The organism is Paenibacillus faecis, from assembly GCF_008084145.1.
Taxonomy (GTDB): Bacteria; Bacillota; Bacilli; order Paenibacillales; family Paenibacillaceae; genus Fontibacillus; species Fontibacillus faecis.
Genome location: NZ_VSDO01000004.1, coordinates 692,622 through 714,612 on the forward strand (window position 1 = coordinate 692,622; position 21,991 = coordinate 714,612).

Here is a 21,991-nt window from a genome sequence, read left to right on the forward strand (position 1 = left end):
TTATCCGTTTTTCTCGGAAGGATGGGATAGAAGATGGAGACGGCTGCGGGTACGGCCAAACGTAAATTTTTGCTGGAAGGTCTGGATTGCGCCAATTGCGCGATGAAAATTGAGAACGGCGTCAAGAAGATTGACGGCGTGTCCGCTTGTTCGGTGAATTTCGTAAACAAGACGCTAACGATGGAGATGGCCATGGAGCGGTCCGAGGAGATTGTGGATTTGGCCAGGAAAAAGATCCGCGCATTGGAGCCTGACGTCAAAGTGCTGGAGCAGGGGGCGCCAGGGACGCCAGCGAGCGGGGGGCGGAACCGGAAGTCCGCCGAACCGGGTCAAGTCCATGACCACGCTCATCACCACGGCCACGCTCATGACCATGACCATGATCATGAACACGGTGACGGAGCTTCGGTTGACGGGCACGGCCATTCCCACGATCATGGCGCACAGGGCGTAAAAACCATGGTACTTCGCCTGGCTGCCGGCCTTGTCATCGGGGCGGCGGCATTAGGGTTGTCTCTGGGCCGGGAGCTGGAATTGCTTCTGTACCTTGTTTCTTATCTTGTGGTAGGCGGGGATATCGTACTCAAGGCGCTGAAAAATATCGTCAGAGGCCAGGTGTTCGACGAATACTTCCTGATGTCGATCGCGACCATCGGCGCCTTTGTGATCGGGGAGTACCCCGAAGGCGTTGCCGTCATGCTGTTCTACCAGGTCGGAGAACTGTTCCAGAGCATCGCCGTCAACCGGTCGCGCAAATCGATCGGCGCGCTGATGGATATCAGACCCGATTTCGCCAACTTGAAATCCGGGGACGAGATCAAGCGCGTGAACCCGGAGGAAGTGCGGGTCGGAGATCGGATCGTCGTACGACCGGGCGAAAAGGTCCCGCTGGACGGCAAAGTGATCGAGGGCGGATCGGCCATGGACACCTCCGCGTTGACCGGTGAATCCGTACCGCGCGAAGTGGCGGCGGGCGACGACGTGCTGAGCGGATTCATCAACAAAAACGGGGTTCTGACGGTCGAGGTGACCAAGGAGTTCGGCGAGTCGACCGTAGCCAAAATTCTCGATCTGGTCGAGAACGCCAGCGGCAAAAAAGCGCCGACGGAAAACTTCATCACGAAGTTCGCCCGTTATTATACGCCTTTTGTCGTCATCGTCGCCGTTTTGCTGGCCGTTCTGCCTCCGCTGGTCGTCAGCGGCGCGACTTTTTCGGATTGGGTCTACCGGGCGCTGGTCTTTCTGGTCATTTCCTGCCCTTGCGCCCTGGTCGTTTCGATTCCGCTCGGCTTCTTCGGCGGCATCGGAGCCTCTTCCAGGAACGGTGTGCTGGTCAAAGGCGGCAATTACCTGGAAGCGCTGAATGACGTCAAATATGTCGTCTTTGACAAAACGGGAACGCTGACCAAAGGCGCGTTTCAAGTCGCCGGAACTTATCCGCAAAACGGATGGACCGAGCAGGAGCTGCTGCGTCAGGCCGCTTTTGCCGAGATGCACTCCACGCATCCGATCGCCCAGTCGATCCGGGAGGCTTACGGACAGGAATTGAATGAAGCGCTGCTTGCGGATTATAACGAAGTTCCGGGGCACGGCATCCAGGTCGTGTTCGAGGGCAGAGAAGTCCTTGCGGGGAACGCCAAGCTGATGGAACGGGAGAATATCGAATTCGCCGCGCCAACGGAGCTGGGGACCATCGTGCACGTCGCGGTCGACAAACAGTATGCCGGCTATCTGGTCATCGCCGATGAGGTCAAAGAAGACGCGGCGGATGCGATTCGTTCCTTGAAACGATTGGGTGTGAAGGAAATCGTCATGCTGACGGGCGACATCCAAGCGGTCGGGGAACATATCGGCAAAAAGCTGGGTGTGGACGAGGTCAAGGCCGAACTGCTGCCGCAGCACAAGGTGGAGGAGCTGGAAAAGATCGACCGCCGGAAATCGAAAAAGGAAAAAATCGCGTTCGTCGGCGACGGGATCAATGACACTCCGGTTCTAGCCAGAGCCGATGTCGGCGTGGCTATGGGCGGGCTCGGATCCGACGCGGCGATTGAAGCCGCCGATATCGTCATCATGACCGACGAGCCTTCCAAATTGAGCTCCGCGATTCATATCGCGAAGAGCACCCGGCGGATCGTATGGCAAAACATTATTTTCGCCCTGCTGGTCAAAGCGGTCTTCCTGCTCTTGGGCGCTTTCGGGATCGCCACGATGTGGGAAGCGGTGTTCTCGGACGTGGGCGTGACATTGCTGGCCGTTCTCAATGCCATGCGCGTAATGAAAATCAAGCCCAATTTGGAATAGGGGATGCGGTAAGTGAACAATCGCTGGAATAAGTTGATTTATCGGGCGTTGTCCCCTTTCTATGATGCTTTGTTCGACGCGGGCCCTTTCGCCCGGGCGAGAAAAAGAGCGTTCGCCGATCTAGCTCCGAAGCCGGGCCAACGCGTGCTGCTGGTTGGGGTGGGAACGGGCGCGGACCTTCGCTTTTTCTGCGGAAAGGAGCTTGAAGTAACCGCCGTCGACATCTCGCCGGTGATGCTCGCTAAAGCGAAATCCAAGGCAAGCGGGAACGAGAATATCCGCTTTATGGAGATGGATGCGCAGGACCTGCGTTTTGCCGACCAATCCTTTGATTTGGTGATCGCAAGCCTGATTCTGTCTGTTGTGCCCGATGAGCACAAATGTATGCTGGAGCTCGTTCGCGTTACGAAGGAACAGGGGAGGATCGTCGTATTCGACAAATTCAAGCCCGGGGAGAGCAAAATGTCGCTGCCCATGCGGTTGCTGCGGCCGCTTATCGCCGTATTGGGCACCGATATCGGCCGGGATTATCAGGCTATACTTAAACCTCATCTTGGAGAGTTATTGATTCAGGAAGACAGCCCCGCCATGTTTGGAGAAATGTATCGCAAAATCGTGCTCCAGCGGCGGGCTTCGGCAGAACTCCGTTTTGATCCGGATTGAAGTGCGCAAAGCTTAGCGCTAAATTAACAAGGACTGTTCCGCATGCACCGCGGAGCAGTCCTTGTTTTTGAACAACGCCTTGAATCGAATCTATATAGGCCAACTTATGGTTTGGTTCGAATTAAAGGGAATTCTTCCCGCTAATTTGATGCGTATGCGGCTACAGAGGCGAATTAGCTGGAAAACCTCCCGCTAATTCGCCTGAAATGGTGTATATCAGCAATAGGGCCGCAAAATAGATGGAGCTTTTCCAGTTAAATCCGATCGGAGAGCCAAGAGCGGTACACATTAACAGGAGCTTTTCCCGTTAATGGTGTAGACTCCGGCGGTGGGACCTTGTATCCACAATTGTCCCCGCATCATCCATGGTTGGTGTGCTGGAGGGTTTGCAGAAAAATCTGCTCGATATGCGCGTCGTCGAGCGAATAATAGACCGTCTTTCCGACTTTGCGCCGTTTTACGATCCTCATGTTGCGCAGGTACCGCAGCTGGTGCGAAACGGCCGATTGTCCCATCTCCAGGAGGACCGTCAAGTCATGCACGCATAGCTCTCTTTTTAGCAGGGCGCCGATGATTTTGACGCGGGTCGGGTCGCTGAAGGCTTTGAACCAATCCGCGAATTGAACGGCCGCCTGGTCATCGATTAACTCCGCCTTGATCGCATCCAAGTCCACCGTTCCCGAGCAGCTCGTATCGCATTCTTCCGTTATATTTATAGATCGTGTCATGGATGATCACCTTTCCGCTGGGGGTTTACATTATTATATCAAAAAGGACGAATTAAACGAAATCATTACTATTAAATGGAGATGATATGCGCTTGAGTGCGGATAGTGCGAATTATGTATTTGCAAAAAATGCAGTCAAAGGGTGAAAATAGAAGGGACGATACTATAAGGGAAGGATGAACCGGAGTGCAGCGGAGTAAACGTGTGTTGGCTTTTGGAGTTCTGATCGTGGCGGTCGCGGGGGGCTCTCTATTTTTATCCCAAAATGCAAACCGCCCCACCCGTGAAGTACAACAAGACAATCCCGAGATTAAGGAAATCGTGCAAAAATATAGTGCCTGGAAGGGTGCTTCCGAATCGGCATCGATCACCTCGCACCAACTCATTGTGTCCGACGGGGGAAAAGAAGTCGTCTACGACCTGCCCGAACGTGAATTTTTTGTTTCCATCGCACCGTATAAGCAGGATACACATCCCTGTCAAATTCACAGTTTGACGGGCTGCCAAGGGGAACTGGTCAATGAGGAGTTTAACGTCCGCATTGCCGATTCGAACGGAAATATCGTGTTGGATGAAGTAAAGATGTCCGGGTCGAATGGGTTTATCGACTTATGGCTGCCGCGAGACCAACAATATCAAGTAATCATCGAGCAGGACGGGAAAAAAGCGGAGTCCACCCTTTCTACGTACAAGAATGATAATACCTGCATTACTACGATGCAACTAGTATAATCTTGAACGAGCTTCTTCACGCAAAAAAAACAGCCTCTCCCTGACACTGCACGGGAGAGGCTGTTTTGCTTTTGATCAGGATAGATTCGACTACAGGCCGGAGACGAAATTGTATACGGCCTGAGCCGCTTGAGCGCGGTTGGTTTTAGCCTGCGGCTCCAGCAACCTATCGCCCGTACCTTGGATGATTCCGGCCTTCAGCATGGCTTCCATGGCCGGCGCGGCGTACCCGGCCACCTTGTAGGCATCCCGGAACGCCTGGATCCCGCTACTCCCGCTGCCGGAAGGCAGCTTCGTACCGGAGAGCTCCGCGATGCGGTGGAGCATCACCATCATATCTTGGCGGGTAATTCCGGCTTCCGGCCGGAAGCGGTTATCGCCTTCGCCTTTTACCAGCCCCAACCGTTTCGCTTCCGCCAGGTATGGAGTATAGTACTTGTTCCCCGCATCGGCAAAATTGGCGTCTGCTCCGGTGCCGGAGATTTTATACCCGAAGGCGTTCATCGCCATGACCAGGAAATCCGCCCGGCTGATCTCGGCTTTCGGCCGGAAGTTTTCGGCTCCCGTCCCTTTGACGACATCCCGGGCCGACAAATAATTGACCGCCGCGAAATACCAATCGTTCGCCTTCACGTCCGCGTACGGCACCGTTTGGTAAGCTACGGCAAATGTACCGAGATGATTCGTGCGGAAAACCATGGAGCGAGTCTGCTCGTCGTAACGGCCGTTGATGACGGCCCGAGCCGTCCCGTCCTCCCGAATCGACATGATTACTAGATTGTCCGGTTGTTCTCCTGCTGCCGGAGTGTAAGGCAGGGAGATGACGACCTCCGTTTTGCCGTTGGCCCATTTGGCTGCGGCGCCTTCGATCCGGAGCGACAAATCGATAGCCGGTCTGGCTCCGATCATTCCGCGGACCGGGGAGGCCAGACTTTCGCGTTCGGCCCGTCCGATGACAAGCTCTGCGTATTCGCCCGTATTCGGCAAATTCGTCAGCAGATCGGAGGGAACCGTAACGGTTGCTGCCGGCGTTTCTACACGATACCGGTCGCTTCCGCTAACTTGGTTCAGCAATCCGGAAGGCAGACGCAGGACGACGTCCCCGTTATGCCGTTTCCCCTGCGCGTCCAATTCGATCGTGACCGTACGGATCCCGTTGTCTGTCGCCGCCTGGTTCAGCGCCTGGTTCAGCGCGCTTGCATCCGGCGTAGCGACGGCTTGGTCTCCCTCGATCTTGGTAGGGGCGACCACGGTGCCCGGGGGCGGTGTTTGGCCCGATGGCGGTGCGGTTCCATTCTTACTGCCCGGAGCGCCGCCGGTCATTCCGCCCGAACCCGAACCCGATCCCGGGCTGTTCCCGGCGTTGCCGCCACCGCTTCCCGGATTCGTTCCAGGGTTACCGCCGGGATTCTCCCCGTCTCCGCCGCCCGGCTTGGGCGTCCCGGTCGTAAAACGGTAAATCGGGCTCAGCCGCTCAGCGCCGTATTCGTCCGTAAGCTGCATGTACCAGTAGTAGGTATGGTCTCGCTGCAGGTTTTTCCAGACGGCCGACGCTTCCGAACCGGAGGCCAGGTCCGTTTGTTCGCCGATGACCCGGTCCTTGAAGACGTTCAAGGCAAAGTAATCGGTGGCGACCCGTTTAGTCGTATCGCGGAAGGCAAACGGCTCGGTAAAGTCCTCGATCGCGTCATCGAAAAAGTTGTAGTCGTCCAGATACGGCGAATACGTGTCCACGTCGAGCGTTCCCGCCGACGGATCGAATTTCAGCAGGCGCAAATAGCCGCTGCCTCCGCTCGGTCCGCCCTGATAGTCCGCCAGCATTTCAATGACCCGGCGCGTGGAGCCGTCCGGGTTCTGCACCGTCTTCACCACACGGTTGGCCGCATGGTAATGGCCGCTCAGCACGAGCTGAACATTCGGATTCGGCGCAATGACCTGATCGAAGACGTTTTGCGCCATATTGGACAACGTCCCGTTCGTCTCCAGATAGGCGTGCATCCCGACAATCGCGACGCGGTCCGCATGCTTCTTCAGCACTTCGTTGGCCCAAGCGATCGTTTCCGGTGTATCCTCCAGACCGAAACCGATGTACAGGAAGATGAAATCATGGCCGCCGAACGAATAGAGGTCGTAATGATTTCTGTTGTTGTCCATTTGCCCGCCGTACCACGGGTTTTTCTCGTACCGGTCGGCGCCCACATATTTTCCGTAGTTGGTATAATCCACGCCGTCGATAATGACGTCGTGATTTCCGGCAAGCACGCCGTAAGGCACTCCGGCCTCGTCCAGCTTCTTCAGGTTCCGGTCGGCCACCTTCCACTGAGCCTCGTCATTCGCTTTGTTGACGATATCGCCGGTGTGAATGGCGTAGCTGAACGTACCCCGACGGTACTGATCGGCGATCCAGTCGCCCATCGTATCAAAGATTTCCGGGTAGGACTCGGCGTAATATTGCGTGTCCGTAAACCACAGGATCGTAAACGGATCGTTAACGCCCTTCACTTCATCCTGCACCATCGCCTGAATCCGTCCATCCCGGACGAAACGGGAGGGCTCGACCTGCGACGCAAGCTCGATATCGCTCTCCTTCGCGTCACCTGTCGCCGATTTCAGCGCAGTCCATTTGCCCGCTTCGTAATCCCAGGCATACAGCGTGACGATCCGTCCCGGCAGCGTGCGGCCTTTCCAATACAGCTCGGCCTTATCGCCAGGCTGCAGTTCTTGTTCCAACTTGATCTCGAACCGGTGATACGGGAATCCCGAATCGGTGTCCGATACCAGGTATTCGCCGTCGGGTTTGGCGATCCGCGCTTTTTCGTCGGCCGACAGGCCCGTCTCTCCCTCGGGAGTCAGCACGAGCGGAGGTTCGCGGTCGGCCGTGTTCCGGTAGCCGGCGATTCCTTCAGTTCGAACGAAATCGTACTTGTCGGCTTCGAGGAACCGTACATCCAACTTGTCCCCGCTCGGGTCGGAAACGTGAGCGCGCAGCGTCGCGTCCGTCGGCACGTTGATCGCAAAATCCGCAGGCGACACTTCGCCCGGAGCGAGCGGTTTCTCTTCGCCGATGACGAAAGCGCGCTCCATAACGGCGGTGTTGCCCGCTCCGTCATACACGGTAACCTTAAGCCGATGTTCGCCCGGCGTCAGCACCGTGGAAGAAGTCGCGTGCGGCAGTTCGATTTTCGCTCCGTCGAGCTCGGCTTCCGTCTTGTGGATGCCGGTCAGGTTATCGGAGGCGATGACGTTTAAGGTAATGGCGCCTTTCAGCGCCTGTCCTTCCTCTACCGGTAGCCCTTCGCCGGATACGACGGCTTCGATGACGGGATCGGTGTTATCGATCATAATGTCGAAGGCTTCCAGCTCGTCGTTTCCGATCGTCAGGGCCAGCGGATAGACGCCGTCTTTCAGTTTTTCGGTGTCCAGCTCCACGTACCGGGCCGTGTACTTCTCTTCCGGCACGGGGAAGTGGAAGTGGCTGATCATCGGTTTGTTCGGATTGCTGCCGTAATCGGCATCCCCGAACCCGTAATAGGTGTCTTCCCGGTAATCCACCATCGTTTGGCTGCGGTTACCCAAATAGTTAACGACCCGGTCGGGTTTGACCACCGAACCGTCGGGCAGAACCAGATGCACGTTCATCACTTCAAAGTCGTCGTGGTTATTGATGCCGAACACTTTGTCGTGCTCGCTTAACTGATAGGGAGCATTCTCGTTGCCCGTATGCACGGATACCACGGAGCCGGTGACGAGCAAATCCGGTGTCATCGGGAAAATGGACCAGGCCCCGTCGGAATATTTGGGCAGGATGCGGGTGAAAAAGGACGGCTGGCCCGACGGATCCAAGGCGCTCGCCGAAGCCTGATAAATCTGGTCGACTCCCCGCGTCTGCATCCCCAACTGCAACGTGCCCGGTAGGGCCTTGCGCATCGGAAGCGGCTGGCCGTCCAACCGGACTTCGACTTGCTCCTGCGCGCTGCGCCCGTAAGCGTAGAACGCGGCCTTGTCTTTGAACATGCCGCCCGCTTCAATCGACAAACCCGGCTCCGGCAGTTCGGTTCCGGCTCCCGTTGCGTTCACGGTGAGCAGGCCGCCCCGCGAATTGTAAGGAACGCGCGTCCGGTTGCCGTGCTCGTCCTGCGCTTCGATAATGTATCGGTAAGCCCCTTTTTCAGGGAAGGCGATCGTTCCGCCATACACATACTTGCCGCCGTCCTGGGACAGCAGCTTCAGCGGCTCCTTGCCGGCGAAGACGGTCGCTTCGTTCGTTGCGGGACCGTACATCACTTCCGCTCTCGCGAGCGGCTCGTTGCTGACCAATTTTACGGTGTAGGGCTCGTTTTGCCCCAAATTATAAACCGCCTGCTCATGCTCGAGAACCGGAGCGGTCATATCCACGCCGTCCACGGGCGGAACCTGACCGGGATCAATGCTGCCCGGATTCGCATACATCCGGTTGTCCAGACGTTTCATGACATGTCCGGATTCCGGATAAGTATAGCGTACTACGGCATTGCGTACGTCATTGACGAGTCTGTCGGGACTATCCGGCGTGCTCGGATCGTACCAAGCCTCCACCAGGTAACGGTCCGGCTGTTCCGGACTCGACAACGCCAAGCCGCGCTGCAGCGAATTCGGCAGGTTGAAGTCCGACGGCTTCGAGTTGTCGTAGAAGATCACGTCGCTGTCTTCCAGCGTAGAGTTAAAGTGCAGATTAAAATCCGCCGTCGTTGTATATCCCTGCCCGTTGGCTATCGCTTCCTTGGCAAACCAGATGACCGCTGCGGTGTAGGGCTCGATGGCCGTATGCTGCGGGATGGTCCACTGCTTCGGTGCGGTATTCCCCGGATACAGGTACCATAAACGGTAATCCTTCAGGTCCAGCGTCTCGCTCGAATTATTGTAAATCTCCACATATTCGTATTGATTGCCGCTGCCCCAGCGGTAATCGCCCGCCGGATTCGGCAGAATTTCCGTAATCAATACAAGGGGGACCTCCGCAGTCACGGTGCCGGTCAGCGTTATCGCGTACTCTTGGGACCGGGTCGTTTCAATGCCGTCCGTAGCTTCGATGTAATAATACAACATGTCCCCGAACAGCTGAGATGAGGGGATAACGCCTGCATAGGCGTCTCCGCCGGAGCTTTGCATCGGAGCTTCCGCGAACGGACTGTTCGCGATCGACTTATAGAACAGCTTGACCTGCGGCGCGTCTCCATCCTCATCGTAAACGCTGGCCGTTACGGTCACATCCTGCGAACGGTCGGCTGAAGCCGCCGGAACATGGACGATGGCCGGAGCGTGGTTCGCGACGGATACCAGCTGTTCGGGTTCGATCACGCCGGCGGAAGGCGCCGCCTCCCGGGCGTATGCGACCATGGCGGCACCGCTGGAGGGCAACTGCAGATGCAGGCTTTTGCCGTCCCCGACATCGTCCGCGGTGTAATACACTTCGCTGATCACGGCGGCATTGTCATTCTTGCGGGTCACGTACAAGCCGCGGTCCGTGTTAGCGAGGCCATCCTGCCCCCGCAGCTTGAACACCGGAATCCCGTCAGGTACGCCGTGATAGCTTCTAAAGTCCGCCTCGGTCAATTTGCTGGCGGCTCCGGTAATGGATGAGCTGGTACGCTCTACCCAGAGTACCGCCGGACTTCCCGCGGGAATAATGACATCGTTAAGGCTGCCGTAGGCCGTATCCGTAACGGTCACGGACAAATCCTTTACGCCGGTATTATAGTTGTAGCGGATTTTATACTCCTCGTTGAACGATACCTCCCGGTCCGAGGGGTTATAAATCTCCACGAACTCAAACAAATCCGCACTTCCGGCGCCCTCAATCCGATCTTGATTGGAGCGATCGTCGGGATATACCTCCGTAATAAATACGCCCGCTCCGGGCGCCGCCGCTTGTGCCTTGTTCTCCAACGCAGGATGGAAGAACTGCACGCATAGCATGCTGCAAGCTAAAAGACCGGCCAACCACTGCTGTTTCCTCATGTTTTCCTCCCTATGTCTTTTTTACCTTAAAGAGCATAGCGGAGGGAGGTAAGAAGGATGTCAAAAGAAGTCGATAAATATGTAAATTTATACGGAAATTTGATTTTCTATTCATAGCACATCAACACTTTTCTAAAAGAATGTCATTAAAAAGTCACAATCTTCCTCGTGCTCCCCGAAAATATCCCCCGTGAGGGCTATACGAAGTGATGAAAGTTATAGCTTAATATATCGGTGAAAGTCTTTCAATTTTTGGAATGGGAAAATCCAAGGATCGGAGTAGGTTTATGAAATGATGAACGGAAAGCGCTGGATTTGGGGGTGTCTACGTTTTGCCGCGGCCTGTTGGATTATCCAGTTGTATATGGGGGATTCGAGCCAAGCCGCCCAAGCCGCCCAAGCCAAAAAGCCTCCGATACCGCTCCAGGAACTGGTGGATCGGGCGCGGCCGGGCGAGGTTGTCCGGCTTAAGGCGGGGGACTACGCGGGCCCTGTGGTCATCGGTAAGAAGCTGGTCCTTCAGGGGGAGGACGGAACTTTGCTCGTACAGGATAGCCGGGGGCCTGCCATTACGGTGAAGGCCGAAGGCGTGGAAGTCCGGGGTCTTGCTATCCGGCAGAAGGCGGAGGGGGAAGGCTCGGCGGCGGTACTCGTCCGTGCGGACAAGGCGGTCCTGCGGGAGTTGGACATCCGAACTCGCGGGTCCGGCATTTTGCTGCGCGAAGCGAGCGGCGGACGAATTGAGGATAACGTCATTACGTGGGACAGGGCCGGGGCCAGACTCAGTCTGGGACAGAAAGGTAACGGGATCGATCTTTACGGTTCCCCCGACAACCGAATGATTCGCAATGAAATCCGGAACATGAAGGACGGAATTTACCTGGAGAACAGCCGCAGCCTTACCATTGAGAATAACAGGATTTACGGCTCGCGTTACGGCATTCACTGCATGTACATCGACGGTACCCGGATCGCGGGAAACCGGGGTGAATCGAACTTTACCGGCGCGATGGTCATGGGAGTCAAGGATATCGTTCTATCCGACAACGTGTTCACCAAACAAAGTCAAAATGTTCATGCCCAAGGCATCCTGCTGTATGACGTGCGGACTTCGCTGGTCGAAAGAAACAGGGTCGACGGGAACCGCGTGGGAATTTATCTCGAGCGATCCAGCGATAATGAGCTGCGGGATAACGCGGTTTACCGGAACTTCATCGGCATCCAGTTTGCGGATGCGGAGCGAAACCGGATTCACGGGAACGATTTCGTAGCCAATGTGATCGAAGCGGAGGCGGCGCAAAGCGGGGAGAACCGGATCGAACGGAATTATTGGGATTCCTTCCAGGGACTGGACCTGAACGGTGACGGGTTTAGTGAGACGGAATACGCAATGAACCCGTTTTACAAAAACCTGATCTCCCGTACTCCGGCCTTTCAGCTGTTCTTTCAATCGCCCGGCATGACGTTCCTGAGCGATATGGTGGAAGAAGATCGGAAGCGGTGGGCTAGGGATGCTTCTCCGTCGATGCATCTTCTTCATCCCGATCTCGACCCTGCGCTGGAGCCGGAACAAGATCCGGTCGCGGAGCAGCGGGAACGGATTCCGGAGAAAACATTTATGCTGATCATCGCTTCCATGCTGTTTGCGGGATCGTTGGTCGTCATTATTTATTCGAGAGGGGCAAAATCATGAAAAAGGGATTTTTCGCTTTAGCGCTGATGACCGTGGTGTTGATTATGCTGGCGCTGGCAGGCTGCGGCGGAAGTAAAACGTATCAGCCGCAGGCCATTAATGAAGATGTCGACGTTTGCGTTGTCTGCAACATGCAGGTGAAGGATGACGCTTTTGCCACCCAGATCGTGCTGAAGGACGGGAAAAGCTTGAAGTTCGACGATATCGGATGCATGAACGAATGGAAACGGAAGAACGATACGTCCCAGATCGGGATGGACTTCGTGCGTGATTACAATGATAAGGAATGGGTGGAATTCAAAAAGGCGACCTACGTCTATGACGCCTCCATTCGTACCCCGATGGCTTACGGGATTGTCAGCTTTAAGGACAAGGCTTCCGCAGAGGCGTTTCTAGCCGAACAGGGGGTTGGGCAGATCATGAGCGCCGAGGAACTGGCGAATCATACCTGGAAACAAAGCAAGGAAATGATGGAGATGCCCGGTCATATGGAGCATGGCGAAGGACACGGAGAAGCGCAAGGAGAAGGACATGGATCATGACAGATCTGCTGCAAGTGGCCAAAAAGGAACTTAAAATCGGCTTTCGCAACCCATGGGCCTATTCCTTTTTATTGCTGTTCTCGGTGTTCGGCCTTAGCTTGCTGCTTGTAAATTCGCAAAACCGGATCGGCGGCTATTCGGGGATTACCGGCTCCATGTTGAACCTGATCTTGTACCTGCTTCCTCTGATGGCCCTTTTTTTGGGCTCGTTTTCCCTGACGGCGGAAAAAGAGGAAGGAAGCTGGCAATTGCTTTCCACCTATCCGTTAGGAACGGTCCCGTTTCTGCTGGGCAAATATGCCGGGCTGGCGATCGTTCTGCTAACCATCCTCTCCTTCGGGTACGGGCTGATGGGGCTGGTCACCGTGCTGCTCGGGAAAGCGTTTGAAATCAATACGTATTTGCTGTTCTTCTTTTTTTCCTGCGGCCTGGTTCTGTTATATCTGGCGCTCGCTTTATGGATCGGAGCGTTGTCGAAAAACCGTTGGCAGGCGATGACCATTTCCGTCATGGTGTGGTTCTTTACGGTCATCGGCTGGACGACCCTACTGGTCGCAGTCCTGGGTTTGCTGCCCTACTTATGGATCAAGCCGGTACTGACCGTGCTGACGCTGTTGAATCCGGCGGAATTTGTGCGCCTGTTCGTCGTCGTGAAGCTGGGCGGTGGTTCAGTGCTGGGACCGGAATATTATCAATGGGTTGGCTGGATTCAAAAACCGGGCGGAAGTCTGCTGTTCGCCCTGCTATTTATCGTGTGGGCAGCTTGTACGATATTCGGCGTTTGTCGGATTTGGGAAAGGGGGAGAACCCGTGGCTGAGCCTCTGGTCGTCGTTAGTAAAATTGACAAATCCATCAAAGGGCAGAGGCTGGTGGCGGATATCTCTTTCGAGCTTGGCGCAGGGCAAATCGTCGGGCTTTGCGGGGGCAATGGCGCGGGAAAAAGCACCGTCCTGCGTATGGTGGCGGGGATTCTCCAGCCAACCTCGGGAGATATTCGAGTAAACGGCTTGGAGTGGAAAAAGGAGCGGAAACGGTTTTCGGAGCAGATCGGGTATATGCCGGACGATTTTCAGTTTCCGCAAGGCATGACGGCGGCCGAGATGTTGTCCTTCTGGGCCGGCTTGCGCAAGCTTCCGGCCGCTAGCGTGCAGGAGGCCCTGGCACTGGTGGGACTTGAGGACAAGCGGCACAAAGCCGTCGGTACATTCTCCAAAGGGATGCGGCAGCGGGTGCTTTTTGCGCAGGCCATACTGGCGAAACCGGCTCTGCTTATTATGGATGAGCCCACCAACGGGATGGACCCCTACTGGATCGGCGAGTTTATGGCGCTGCTCAAGCAGATGAAGCGCCAAGGGCAAACGGTGCTTTTCTCCACGCATCAACTGGAGATCGCCGAAGAGCTCGCAGACTATGTCTTGTTTTTGAACTCCGGCCGAGTCTGCGGGGAAGGCCCTGTGGAGCTTTTTCGCAAAATGTACGGGACGCTGCCCCTTCATGCGGCCTTCCGGCACAGCTTGGGGCTGGATCCGGGAGGGACGATCCGGGATGATGAATAGAACGCTGAACAAGCGAAAGAATTCCTTTCTTGCCGCCGGAATACTCGCTTTGGTTTTGATTGCCTCAGGATGGGTGCTCTTGACGAATCTCTCCGAAAACGACGGACCGTCTCAGTCCGGCAGGTTGACGGTCGGCAGCCCGGCGCCGGATTTCCAGGCTGTTGATATGGCGGGCGAAAAGGTATCGTTGTCCGATTACCGGGGAAAGGTGGTTGTCCTTAACTTTTGGGCCTCCTGGTGCGGTCCCTGCGTGAACGAAATGCCGCTCATCGACCGCGTCCGGCAAGCGAATGTCCCGGAAGCGGAAGTCCTGTATATCAATGTCGGCGAGTCGAAAGGAACGGTGCGCGAGTTTCTGGCTTTGCATAAGTTTAATTTTTCCGCCTTCATTGATGCTACGGGGAAATTAGCCGGCCTCTACAAAGTGACCGGACTGCCGGTGACTTATGTTCTTGACCCGGATGGAGACATCGCTGGGGTAGCCATCGGAGAGATCCGCAGTGAGGCGCAGCTTCAAGCTTATATCGATGCCGCCAAAGAGGATTAAATTTATTTTAATCCTCTTTGCTGTGGGCGGAACTTGTGGTTTGATACTAATATACGACCAAGCGCTTGACAGGAATCGCGAAACGGAGGAGTTACTTTGACCTATAAACGGATAAAATGGATGATCTTGTTCATCCCTACGCTTACCGTGGGGATATGGGAATATGTAAGGCATCAATTTCTGTTATCCTATATTTCCATGGATCTGGGTAACTGGCTGACCCCTTTGCTGGTGTATCTGGTCAGTGTGACTCTGCTGGCCCAATTGTTCTCCGTGCTGGAGAAAATCCAATCCGAGCTGCAGGCCGAACGAGCCCAGAAGGTCGCTTTGGAGGAGCGCGAACAGCTGGCCAAGGAGCTTCATGACGGCATCTCCCAATCGTTGTTTTTGCTGTCCGTCAAAGCGGATCGCCTGGAGTACACGGAAGACCGGGCCAAGTTCGAGCAGGAGCTGTACAAAATCAGAAAAACGGTCCATGAAGTGAACCGTTATGTCAGACAAGCGATCGCCAACCTGAAATACGTCCCGACCTCCGAGGCTGATTCGGCTCCTTTTGCCACCTTGCAGGAACAAGTTAAGCAGGTGGCGGGAGAAGTTCTAATCCCGGTGGACATCCGGTGGGAGATCCCGGAGGAAGCTTTTTCCCCAAAAGAGAAGGTGGAGCTTCTGGCCTGTATCCGCGAAGCTGTCGTCAATATTCAGAAGCATGCCCGCGCGGGAAAAGGGTGGATTGAAGCGCAGGGGACTTTCGGCGAATGGAAGGTTGAAATTATGGACGATGGACGCGGGTTCCGGAGAAATCCGTTTGAATCGCAAGGCAGTTACGGGCTCAGCATTCTGAAGGAACGGGCTGAAGCGATGGGATGGCGATTCCGGATCCGTACGGAGCAGGAGCGGACGACGCTGGAGCTGCAAAAGACGGGAGGCGGCGCATGAAATGAAGACGCGCGTGCTTGTTGTGGACGATCATGCCCACGCTAGGGAGGCTATCTGTGAAATTTTGGCGATGGACGATCAGTTTGAGGTGATCGGCGTGGTGAAAAGCGGCCAGGAGGCGATCGAGTTTACCGAACAGTGGATGCCCGACCTGATTCTGATGGACATTCAGATGCCGGGGATGGACGGGCTGGCGGCGACGCAGCGAATTAAGCTGAGTTTTCCCTATGTCAAGATCGTTATGATTACCGTCTCGGATGATATGTTTCATCTTCTCGAAGCTTTAAAACGGGGAGCGCAAGGGTATCTGCTCAAAAACCTGGCCCCCTCGACCTGGATCGAGTACCTCCGCTCCATCGTCAACGAGGAGGCCCCTTTAAGCCGGGAGCTGGCCTTCGAGATTCTGAAGGACGTTTCGCTTTCGACGAAGCGGGAAGCGGCGGAGGGTCTGACCCAGCGGGAACAGGAGATTTTGGGGCAGGTGGCCAACGGCCTGACGAATAAAGAGATCGGGGAAACGCTGAATATTTCCGAACACACGGTCAAAAACCATCTGAAAAACATCCTTCAAAAGCTGCAGGTACAAAACCGGGTGCAGTTAACGAGGTATGCCCTGGAACAAGGGCTGGTTGCGGGGAAGGGCAGCGGCCTTAAAGGGGAAAAGGGAAGGGAAGAGACCGATTAGGGTCCGGGTCCCCTCCCGTTGGCGGAAACCGGGTCATAGGGCAGGGAGGTCGTAGGCTTCGCCCGCGATCTGAAGGGAATAAAGGTCTTTTGAGGCGCTATGGTGTCGAATTCGGCACAAAAGCGTAGATTAGCGGTTTTTTGGGCCTTTATTTTTGGAAAAAGCGGGCCAATCCCTTATTTCGCGGCTCTCACCGGGTAAATAGGGTCCTTTTTGGCCTTTTTGGCCGCTATGTTCCCCACAGAGCTGATCTGGGCCGGAATAGCGCCCCAAAATGCCGCTAAGTTGGCGGACGGGTAGCTGGGCGGGGGGGATTGCCGGGGATTTTACCCGGCACGCGCTGCCGTTTTTATAAAGCGTCGATGCCGATACCGAGTGCCTAATTCTGATGCCAAATAAGATGAGATAAAATCCAAGGAGGAACCACCACCATGATTATCGTAAGCTCCTGCCTGGCGGGCATGAAGGTCCGCTATAACGGTACGGACTGCCTGGAGGACACCATCGGGCGATTAGTGAAAGAAGGGAAAGCCGTGGCTCTATGCCCCGAGCTACTTGGCGGCTTTGCGACGCCGCGGGAACCGGCGGAAATTGCGGGCGGCACCGGCGAGGACGTTCTGCTCGGTAAAGCCCGGGTCGTGACCAAATCCGGCGAGGACGTTACGGACATGTATATGAAGGGGGCCGAGGAAGCCCTCCGTCTTGCCAAAGAAGCCGGCGCCACCGCCGTCGTGCTGAAGGAATTCAGCCCGTCCTGCGGAAGCTCCATGATTTATGACGGCAGCTTCGCCAACCGGCAGACTGCCGGCAATGGAGTTACGGCCGCTTTGTTCGAGCGGGAAGGGATTCGGGTCGTCTCCGAGGCGCAGATCGCGGAGGTCGTCGACGTCGAATAACGGCGGCGATTGACAGCGGTCATTTTATACATCACAAAGCTTGCGGTAAATAAAATACCGCAGGCTTTTTTTATTTGGGGCTTTAACCAGTTGAGCTCGCGAAGCGTGCGAAACAAAATTAAGAGGCGCCTATTGTGCTTCCAGGCTTCCAACTCCAAAAAAGATGCAAATCTGCAGGTATTTAGGCCGATTCCCGAGGGAATGCGAAAAAAGATGCAAATCCTCTGCAGGTATTTCTAGTGATTTTAGAGAAACGAGCCGGTTTTGTCAAAAATTCCTGCAGATTTGCAGGAATTTTGAAATTTTGGGCCCCGAACAAGAAAAAAACATGCACATATGCAGGAATTCTATGTTATCAAGGTTTGTCTGACGGAGTACGAGTTATAATCGCACCCCTCCAGGGGTAGGCAAAAGCGGCAACGGCATACCTGATCGTAGTGAAAGGTAGCGCCTTTAGACGCGAGCCGGTAATAAAGGCTTATAGCCTTAGAGGAAACCACCAGTTTGACGGATGGTTATGATTTTTGAATAAAACGTAATAAAAAGGCCCGGAAGCCCTAAGCTCCCGGACATCTTCCAACTAGGCTAGCGGTGCTCGATCAGATCGATCGCGCCAAGCACGATGTGGGCCAAGCCAAATCCGAGAGCCCCGGTCGCAGCAAGCTTATACTTGCTTCCAAGCAGTGATGCGGCAGAAGCGGACACTACAGCTCCAAGAACGGTAGGAATCAAACCTTCACGCATGCGTAACACCCCTTTGGACTGGTTTGGAAAGACATCACTATTTTGGGGAGGCAGGGGATCATTTATGCATCGGGTCAGATTCAAAGCTTGAACCGAAAGGGTAAAAAGAGGGCAAAACAGTTAGTCAAGGGGTGAGACGCATGAAACGGAGAAAAACGTCCCAACTGACGCAACAGCTCGTGTTCGTTGGACCCTCCACGATATTTTTCGTATTGATCGTGGCCGTTCCGTTTTTTCTCGGCTTATATTACGCCTTTACGGACTGGAACGGGATTTCAAGGCAGGCGGATGTGGTGGGCGTCCGCAATTTCGTCCATATTTTTACCAAAGATCCCGCCTTTCTGAATTCATTTTGGTTTACGGCCAAATTTACCGTGCTCGGCGTCATTCTCACGAATGTGGTGGGCTTCGCGCTGGCGTATTTTTTAACGAAGCGTTTGTACACGCGAAACGTGATGCGGACGGTCTTCTTTATGCCGCACGTCATCGGGGGGTTGCTGCTGGGATTCATCTGGCAGTTCATTTTTGTCCGGGGGTTCGCTTCCATCGGCGGGGCGACCGGCATTCCCTTTTTCCAGCTGCCGTGGCTGGGAACGGAAGCCACCTCGTTTTGGGCGATCGTGATCGTCTTCGTGTGGCAAAATGCGGGTTACCTTATGATCATCTACATATCCGCCATCAACAATGTGCCGAAAAATCTGATCGAAGCGGCCAAAGTCGACGGGGCCGGACGGAGACAGGTGCTGAGGCATGTCATCGTCCCGCTGGTTATGCCGGCGGTCACCGTCTGCTTGTTTCTGGCGATTTCGTGGTCGTTCAAACTGTTCGACCTGAACTTGTCCCTGACCAAAGGGGGGCCGTACAAATCGACCGAGTCGGTGGCGCTGAACATCTACAATGAGGCGTTTACAATCAGCCGTTTCGGGATGGGCTCGGCCAAAGCCATTATTTTCTTCATCATCGTGGCGTTGATCTCGATTCTTCAGGTCCGGGCCACCAAGCGCAGGGAGGTTGAACTGTGATGGATACAGCCAAACGTTATCGTGGCGGCATGCTGCTGGTCGAGGCGCTTTTGATCCTCGGAGGCCTGGTGTTTCTCGTTCCTTTCTACTTCCTGGTGGTGAACTCGGTGAAAACCTTCGGGGAAATTCTCAGCGACGCGGCCGGATGGCCCGCCGTGGCCCAATGGAGCAACTATGCGGAAGCCTGGGACAAAACCTCGTTCCCGAAGGCGTTCGGCAACTCGTTGCTCATTACGGTGGCCAGCAATTTGCTGCTCGTCCTGATGTGCTCGATGGCCGCTTACCGGATGGCCCGCAAGCCGACAGGATATAACCGTTTTTTGTATGCGGCCTTCGTCGCCGCGATGGTCATTCCTTTCCAGGCCATTATGATTCCGCTGGTCAAGGTGTCCAGTCTGCTCGGCCTCATGAACTCGACCTGGGGACTGATCGTCTGTTACCTCGGCTTCGGCGCGCCGCTGACCGTATTCCTGCTGCACGGCTTCGTCAAGTCGGTGCCCGTGGACATCGAAGAAGCGGGGCGGGTCGACGGCTGTTCGGTGTACGGCATTTTCTTCCGCATCATTCTGCCGCTGATGCAGCCGATCGCGGTGACGGTCATCATCTTGAACACGCTTTGGATCTGGAACGATTACCTGATGCCTTCGCTGATTTTGCAGAAACCCGAACTGTATACGATTCCGATCGAGACTTTCGCCTTCTTCGGCCAATACACCAAGCAGTGGGATCTGGCGCTGCCGGCTCTGGTGCTCGGGATTACGCCGATCGTGATCTTTTTCCTGTCCATGCAAAAATACATTATCGAGGGCATCGCCCAAGGTTCGGTAAAAGGGTAAACGGAGGGCCGAGGCGATTCGATAAAAGAGATCGACAAGAGTGGTGGAAGGAGAGTGACTCAGACATGAGAAGGGGTAAACTGGCATGGCTCCTGCTGGTGATGGCGCTGCTTGTCGCCGGGTGCGGCCAAAGCGGTCCGGACATGGACGGAGGACGCAAGGTGCTGCATATTTTTCAATTTAAAGTCGAGATTGCGGAAGCGATGGATCGCCTGAAGGTAGAGTACGAGAAAGAGCATCCGGACATCAAGCTCGATATTCAGACCGTGGGCGGAGGCAGCGATTACGGCGCTTCACTGCGGTCGAAATTCGCCTCCGGCGAAGAACCGGATATTTTCAATATCGGCGGCTACACGGAAATGGAGATGTGGCAGGAGTACCTGGAGGACCTGACGGACGAGCCGTGGGTGAAGGACGTCAAAGAGATTGCCCTGGAGCCGATGACCAAGAACGGCAGGCTGTACGGCATGCCGGTAAACCTGGAGGGCTATGGGTTTATATACAATAAGGATCTGTTCGCCAAGGCCGGCATCAAGGAAAAGCCCGTCACGCTCAGCGGGCTGCGCGAAGCGGCCGAGAAGCTGAAGGCGGTGGGGATCACGCCGTTCTCCAACGGCTACCAGGAGTGGTTCGTGCTCGGGAACCATAACGTCAACGCCGCCTTTGCCAACCAGAAAGATCCGGCGGATTTCATCCGGGGATTGACCGAAGGCAGGTATAAATTTGCCGACGATCCGGTATTCGAGCGGTGGACGAAGCTGCTGGATCTGACGCTGGAATACGGCAACCCGAACCCGCTGACCACGGATTACAACACCCAGGTGACGATGTTCGCCAACGGGGAAGCGGCCATGCTGCAGCAGGGCAACTGGACCCAGGTGCAGTTGGACGGCATCAATCCCGACCTGAATCTCGGCATTCTGCCGATGCCGATCGACGATACCGGGGAAGACAATGACAAGCTGTTCGTCGGCGTGCCGAACAACTGGGTCATTTACAAGGACTCTCCCATGAAGGAAGAAGCGAAGGAGTTTTTGAACTGGCTCGTCACTTCGGAGACGGGGAAGCGGTTTATTACAAAGGAATTTAAATTCATCCCCGCCTTCGACAGCATTGAAGGGACGGAGGAGGATCTCGGCGCCCTCGGGATGGAAGTGCTGAATTATACCGATGCCGGGAAGGCGCTCACCTGGAACTGGTTCCGCTTCCCGAACGGCATGCCGTCCGAGTTCGCCAGCATCATCCAGGCTTACATCGGAGGCAAAATCGACAAAGCGGGAATGTTCGAACAGTTCCAGCAGAACTGGGACAATCTCAGTGTAGAATAAAAAGCCCGTAAAATGGACGCAAGCGTCAAACGGTTTGATCCGTTGACGCTTGCTTTTTTGTTTCTTTAATTATATATTGCAACCCGTCACCTTCATGTACACGCTGAAGGGATGTTGGCGAAGTGGTTCCTGCCTAGACTACAACCGTAACTGCAGACGGTTTCCAAAACAACAAAAGCCCTACCTCTCATTTGTCCTTGCGGCTCCGATGACCGCGCCAGTGTGAATCAGAAATCTACGAAAATTCTTACTCGTTGGGTCATTCAAATAGGAATTTCATACCGGATAAGGTATTAGGAGAGTTATAATCTTTTGAGGAACTACTATAGAGGGTTTAACAATCTAATAAACTATATTACAGGAAGTTTTATGGAAAGTCAAATTTGAGCTGTCAACCGTCGTTGAAGTTCCCATCGAATTTTATAAAAGTAAAAGCGCTTAAGTTTTATTGCCAATTCGATAAAATCTATCTCTCGCGGCTCATGGCAAACGATTCGGGAGATTTTACGCTGTTTTACACCTGCTTAATGTGAAATTGACGCTAGAATCGGATAATATAAGGAGCTCATCGGAGAACCCCCGGACGCATCATTTAGTGAGAAATAAGTTGAAAATAGTTGGGGTTTGGGAAAAATATGCATAGAATATTTGCGGATCTATAAGCTATAATGAAAGCGGATTCGTTCTTCATGCAAGGGATCCCGGTGAGGTTTGAAGAACTCGGTATAAGAGAGGGGGCGCGTTTGGAAAACGGAATATTTTTTACGACAAAAGTTTAAGCGCT

The 21,991-nt window shown here is 54.7% G+C and carries 17 protein-coding genes; 14 read left to right on the forward strand and 3 right to left on the reverse strand.

The features are described 5' to 3' along the window. Nucleotides 1-33 precede the first annotated feature (33 nt). On the forward strand, nt 34-2,301 hold the full coding sequence (locus FRY98_RS20880) for a heavy metal translocating P-type ATPase (protein WP_148455570.1): 2,268 nt from the start codon (nt 34-36) through the stop codon (nt 2,299-2,301). Between the two features lie 12 nt (nt 2,302-2,313). Continuing rightward, nucleotides 2,314-2,964: a class I SAM-dependent methyltransferase gene (locus FRY98_RS20885; RefSeq protein ID WP_148455572.1), complete on the forward strand. Its 651-nt coding sequence runs from the start codon at nt 2,314-2,316 to the stop codon at nt 2,962-2,964. A 359-nt stretch (nt 2,965-3,323) separates the two neighbouring features. On the opposite strand, the gene FRY98_RS20890 is transcribed toward FRY98_RS20885, so the two are convergent. Next, nucleotides 3,324-3,692, reverse strand: a complete 369-nt coding sequence (locus tag FRY98_RS20890; RefSeq protein ID WP_148455574.1) for an ArsR/SmtB family transcription factor — start codon at nt 3,690-3,692, stop codon at nt 3,324-3,326. 186 nt (nt 3,693-3,878) lie between these two features. Here FRY98_RS20890 and FRY98_RS20895 point away from each other — a divergent pair, with 186 nt between their 5' ends. Continuing rightward, nucleotides 3,879-4,424, forward strand: coding sequence for a CueP family metal-binding protein (locus FRY98_RS20895; RefSeq protein ID WP_249043486.1), 546 nt, complete (start codon nt 3,879-3,881; stop codon nt 4,422-4,424). A gap of 90 nt (nt 4,425-4,514) precedes the next feature. On the opposite strand, the gene FRY98_RS20900 is transcribed toward FRY98_RS20895, so the two are convergent. Further along, a complete protein-coding gene (locus FRY98_RS20900) occupies nt 4,515-10,421 on the reverse strand; it encodes an S-layer homology domain-containing protein (protein WP_148455576.1) in 5,907 nt (1,968 codons plus the stop codon). A 292-nt stretch (nt 10,422-10,713) separates the two neighbouring features. On the opposite strand from FRY98_RS20900, the gene FRY98_RS20905 reads away from it, so the two are divergent. The 8 genes from FRY98_RS20905 to FRY98_RS20940 all read left to right on the forward strand — a co-directional run bounded on the left by FRY98_RS20905 (nt 10,714) and on the right by FRY98_RS20940 (nt 17,277). After that, entirely contained in the window at nt 10,714-12,114 is a 1,401-nt protein-coding gene (locus FRY98_RS20905; protein WP_148455579.1) for a right-handed parallel beta-helix repeat-containing protein, read from the forward strand. Continuing rightward, nucleotides 12,111-12,656 (forward strand): nitrous oxide reductase accessory protein NosL, encoded by a 546-nt coding sequence (locus FRY98_RS20910; protein WP_148455581.1) that lies wholly within the window; start codon nt 12,111-12,113, stop codon nt 12,654-12,656. The genes FRY98_RS20905 and FRY98_RS20910 overlap by 4 nt, the downstream gene beginning before the upstream one ends. Further along, entirely contained in the window at nt 12,653-13,474 is an 822-nt protein-coding gene (locus FRY98_RS20915) for an ABC transporter permease (RefSeq protein WP_148455583.1), read from the forward strand. The genes FRY98_RS20910 and FRY98_RS20915 overlap by 4 nt, the downstream gene beginning before the upstream one ends. Continuing rightward, the gene (locus FRY98_RS20920; protein WP_148455585.1) at nt 13,467-14,213 is read left to right on the forward strand and encodes an ABC transporter ATP-binding protein; all 747 of its coding nucleotides are present in this window, start codon (nt 13,467-13,469) and stop codon (nt 14,211-14,213) included. The genes FRY98_RS20915 and FRY98_RS20920 overlap by 8 nt, the downstream gene beginning before the upstream one ends. Further along, the gene (locus FRY98_RS20925) at nt 14,203-14,760 is read left to right on the forward strand and encodes a TlpA family protein disulfide reductase (protein ID WP_249043487.1); all 558 of its coding nucleotides are present in this window, start codon (nt 14,203-14,205) and stop codon (nt 14,758-14,760) included. The genes FRY98_RS20920 and FRY98_RS20925 overlap by 11 nt, the downstream gene beginning before the upstream one ends. 96 nt (nt 14,761-14,856) lie before the next feature. Continuing rightward, the gene (locus FRY98_RS20930; RefSeq protein WP_148455587.1) at nt 14,857-15,696 is read left to right on the forward strand and encodes a sensor histidine kinase; all 840 of its coding nucleotides are present in this window, start codon (nt 14,857-14,859) and stop codon (nt 15,694-15,696) included. A 1-nt stretch (nt 15,697) separates the two neighbouring features. Further along, complete coding sequence (locus FRY98_RS20935) at nt 15,698-16,381, forward strand: response regulator (protein WP_148455589.1); 684 nt, start codon at nt 15,698-15,700, stop codon at nt 16,379-16,381. Between the two features lie 431 nt (nt 16,382-16,812). After that, on the forward strand, nt 16,813-17,277 hold the full coding sequence (locus FRY98_RS20940) for a 2-thiouracil desulfurase family protein (protein WP_148455591.1): 465 nt from the start codon (nt 16,813-16,815) through the stop codon (nt 17,275-17,277). A 585-nt stretch (nt 17,278-17,862) separates the two neighbouring features. Here FRY98_RS20940 and FRY98_RS20945 read toward each other — a convergent pair. Continuing rightward, entirely contained in the window at nt 17,863-18,021 is a 159-nt protein-coding gene (locus FRY98_RS20945) for an asparagine synthase (RefSeq protein ID WP_114499079.1), read from the reverse strand. Between the two features lie 140 nt (nt 18,022-18,161). On the opposite strand from FRY98_RS20945, the gene FRY98_RS20950 reads away from it, so the two are divergent. The 3 genes from FRY98_RS20950 to FRY98_RS20960 all read left to right on the forward strand — a co-directional run bounded on the left by FRY98_RS20950 (nt 18,162) and on the right by FRY98_RS20960 (nt 21,207). Then, on the forward strand, nt 18,162-19,043 hold the full coding sequence (locus FRY98_RS20950; RefSeq protein ID WP_148455593.1) for a carbohydrate ABC transporter permease: 882 nt from the start codon (nt 18,162-18,164) through the stop codon (nt 19,041-19,043). After that, nucleotides 19,043-19,879 (forward strand): carbohydrate ABC transporter permease, encoded by an 837-nt coding sequence (locus tag FRY98_RS20955; RefSeq protein WP_148455595.1) that lies wholly within the window; start codon nt 19,043-19,045, stop codon nt 19,877-19,879. The genes FRY98_RS20950 and FRY98_RS20955 overlap by 1 nt, the downstream gene beginning before the upstream one ends. Nucleotides 19,880-19,944: 65 nt before the next feature. Next, nucleotides 19,945-21,207: an ABC transporter substrate-binding protein gene (locus FRY98_RS20960; RefSeq protein ID WP_148455597.1), complete on the forward strand. Its 1,263-nt coding sequence runs from the start codon at nt 19,945-19,947 to the stop codon at nt 21,205-21,207. The last annotated feature ends 784 nt before the right edge of the window (nt 21,208-21,991 follow it).

Excerpts from the sequence above, each read along its gene's own strand:
- FRY98_RS20880 (WP_148455570.1), top strand. The coding sequence starts at position 34 with ATGGAGACGGCTGCGGGTACGGCCAAACGTAAATTTTTGCTGGAAGGT.
- FRY98_RS20890 (WP_148455574.1), bottom strand. The coding sequence starts at position 3,692 with ATGACACGATCTATAAATATAACGGAAGAATGCGATACGAGCTGCTCG.
- FRY98_RS20900 (WP_148455576.1), bottom strand. The coding sequence starts at position 10,421 with ATGAGGAAACAGCAGTGGTTGGCCGGTCTTTTAGCTTGCAGCATGCTA.
- FRY98_RS20905 (WP_148455579.1), top strand. The coding sequence starts at position 10,714 with ATGATGAACGGAAAGCGCTGGATTTGGGGGTGTCTACGTTTTGCCGCG.
- FRY98_RS20910 (WP_148455581.1), top strand. The coding sequence starts at position 12,111 with ATGAAAAAGGGATTTTTCGCTTTAGCGCTGATGACCGTGGTGTTGATT.
- FRY98_RS20915 (WP_148455583.1), top strand. The coding sequence starts at position 12,653 with ATGACAGATCTGCTGCAAGTGGCCAAAAAGGAACTTAAAATCGGCTTT.
- FRY98_RS20925 (WP_249043487.1), top strand. The coding sequence starts at position 14,203 with ATGATGAATAGAACGCTGAACAAGCGAAAGAATTCCTTTCTTGCCGCC.
- FRY98_RS20935 (WP_148455589.1), top strand. The coding sequence starts at position 15,698 with ATGAAGACGCGCGTGCTTGTTGTGGACGATCATGCCCACGCTAGGGAG.
- FRY98_RS20940 (WP_148455591.1), top strand. The coding sequence starts at position 16,813 with ATGATTATCGTAAGCTCCTGCCTGGCGGGCATGAAGGTCCGCTATAAC.
- FRY98_RS20945 (WP_114499079.1), bottom strand. The coding sequence starts at position 18,021 with ATGCGTGAAGGTTTGATTCCTACCGTTCTTGGAGCTGTAGTGTCCGCT.
- FRY98_RS20950 (WP_148455593.1), top strand. The coding sequence starts at position 18,162 with ATGAAACGGAGAAAAACGTCCCAACTGACGCAACAGCTCGTGTTCGTT.
- FRY98_RS20955 (WP_148455595.1), top strand. The coding sequence starts at position 19,043 with ATGGATACAGCCAAACGTTATCGTGGCGGCATGCTGCTGGTCGAGGCG.
- FRY98_RS20960 (WP_148455597.1), top strand. The coding sequence starts at position 19,945 with ATGAGAAGGGGTAAACTGGCATGGCTCCTGCTGGTGATGGCGCTGCTT.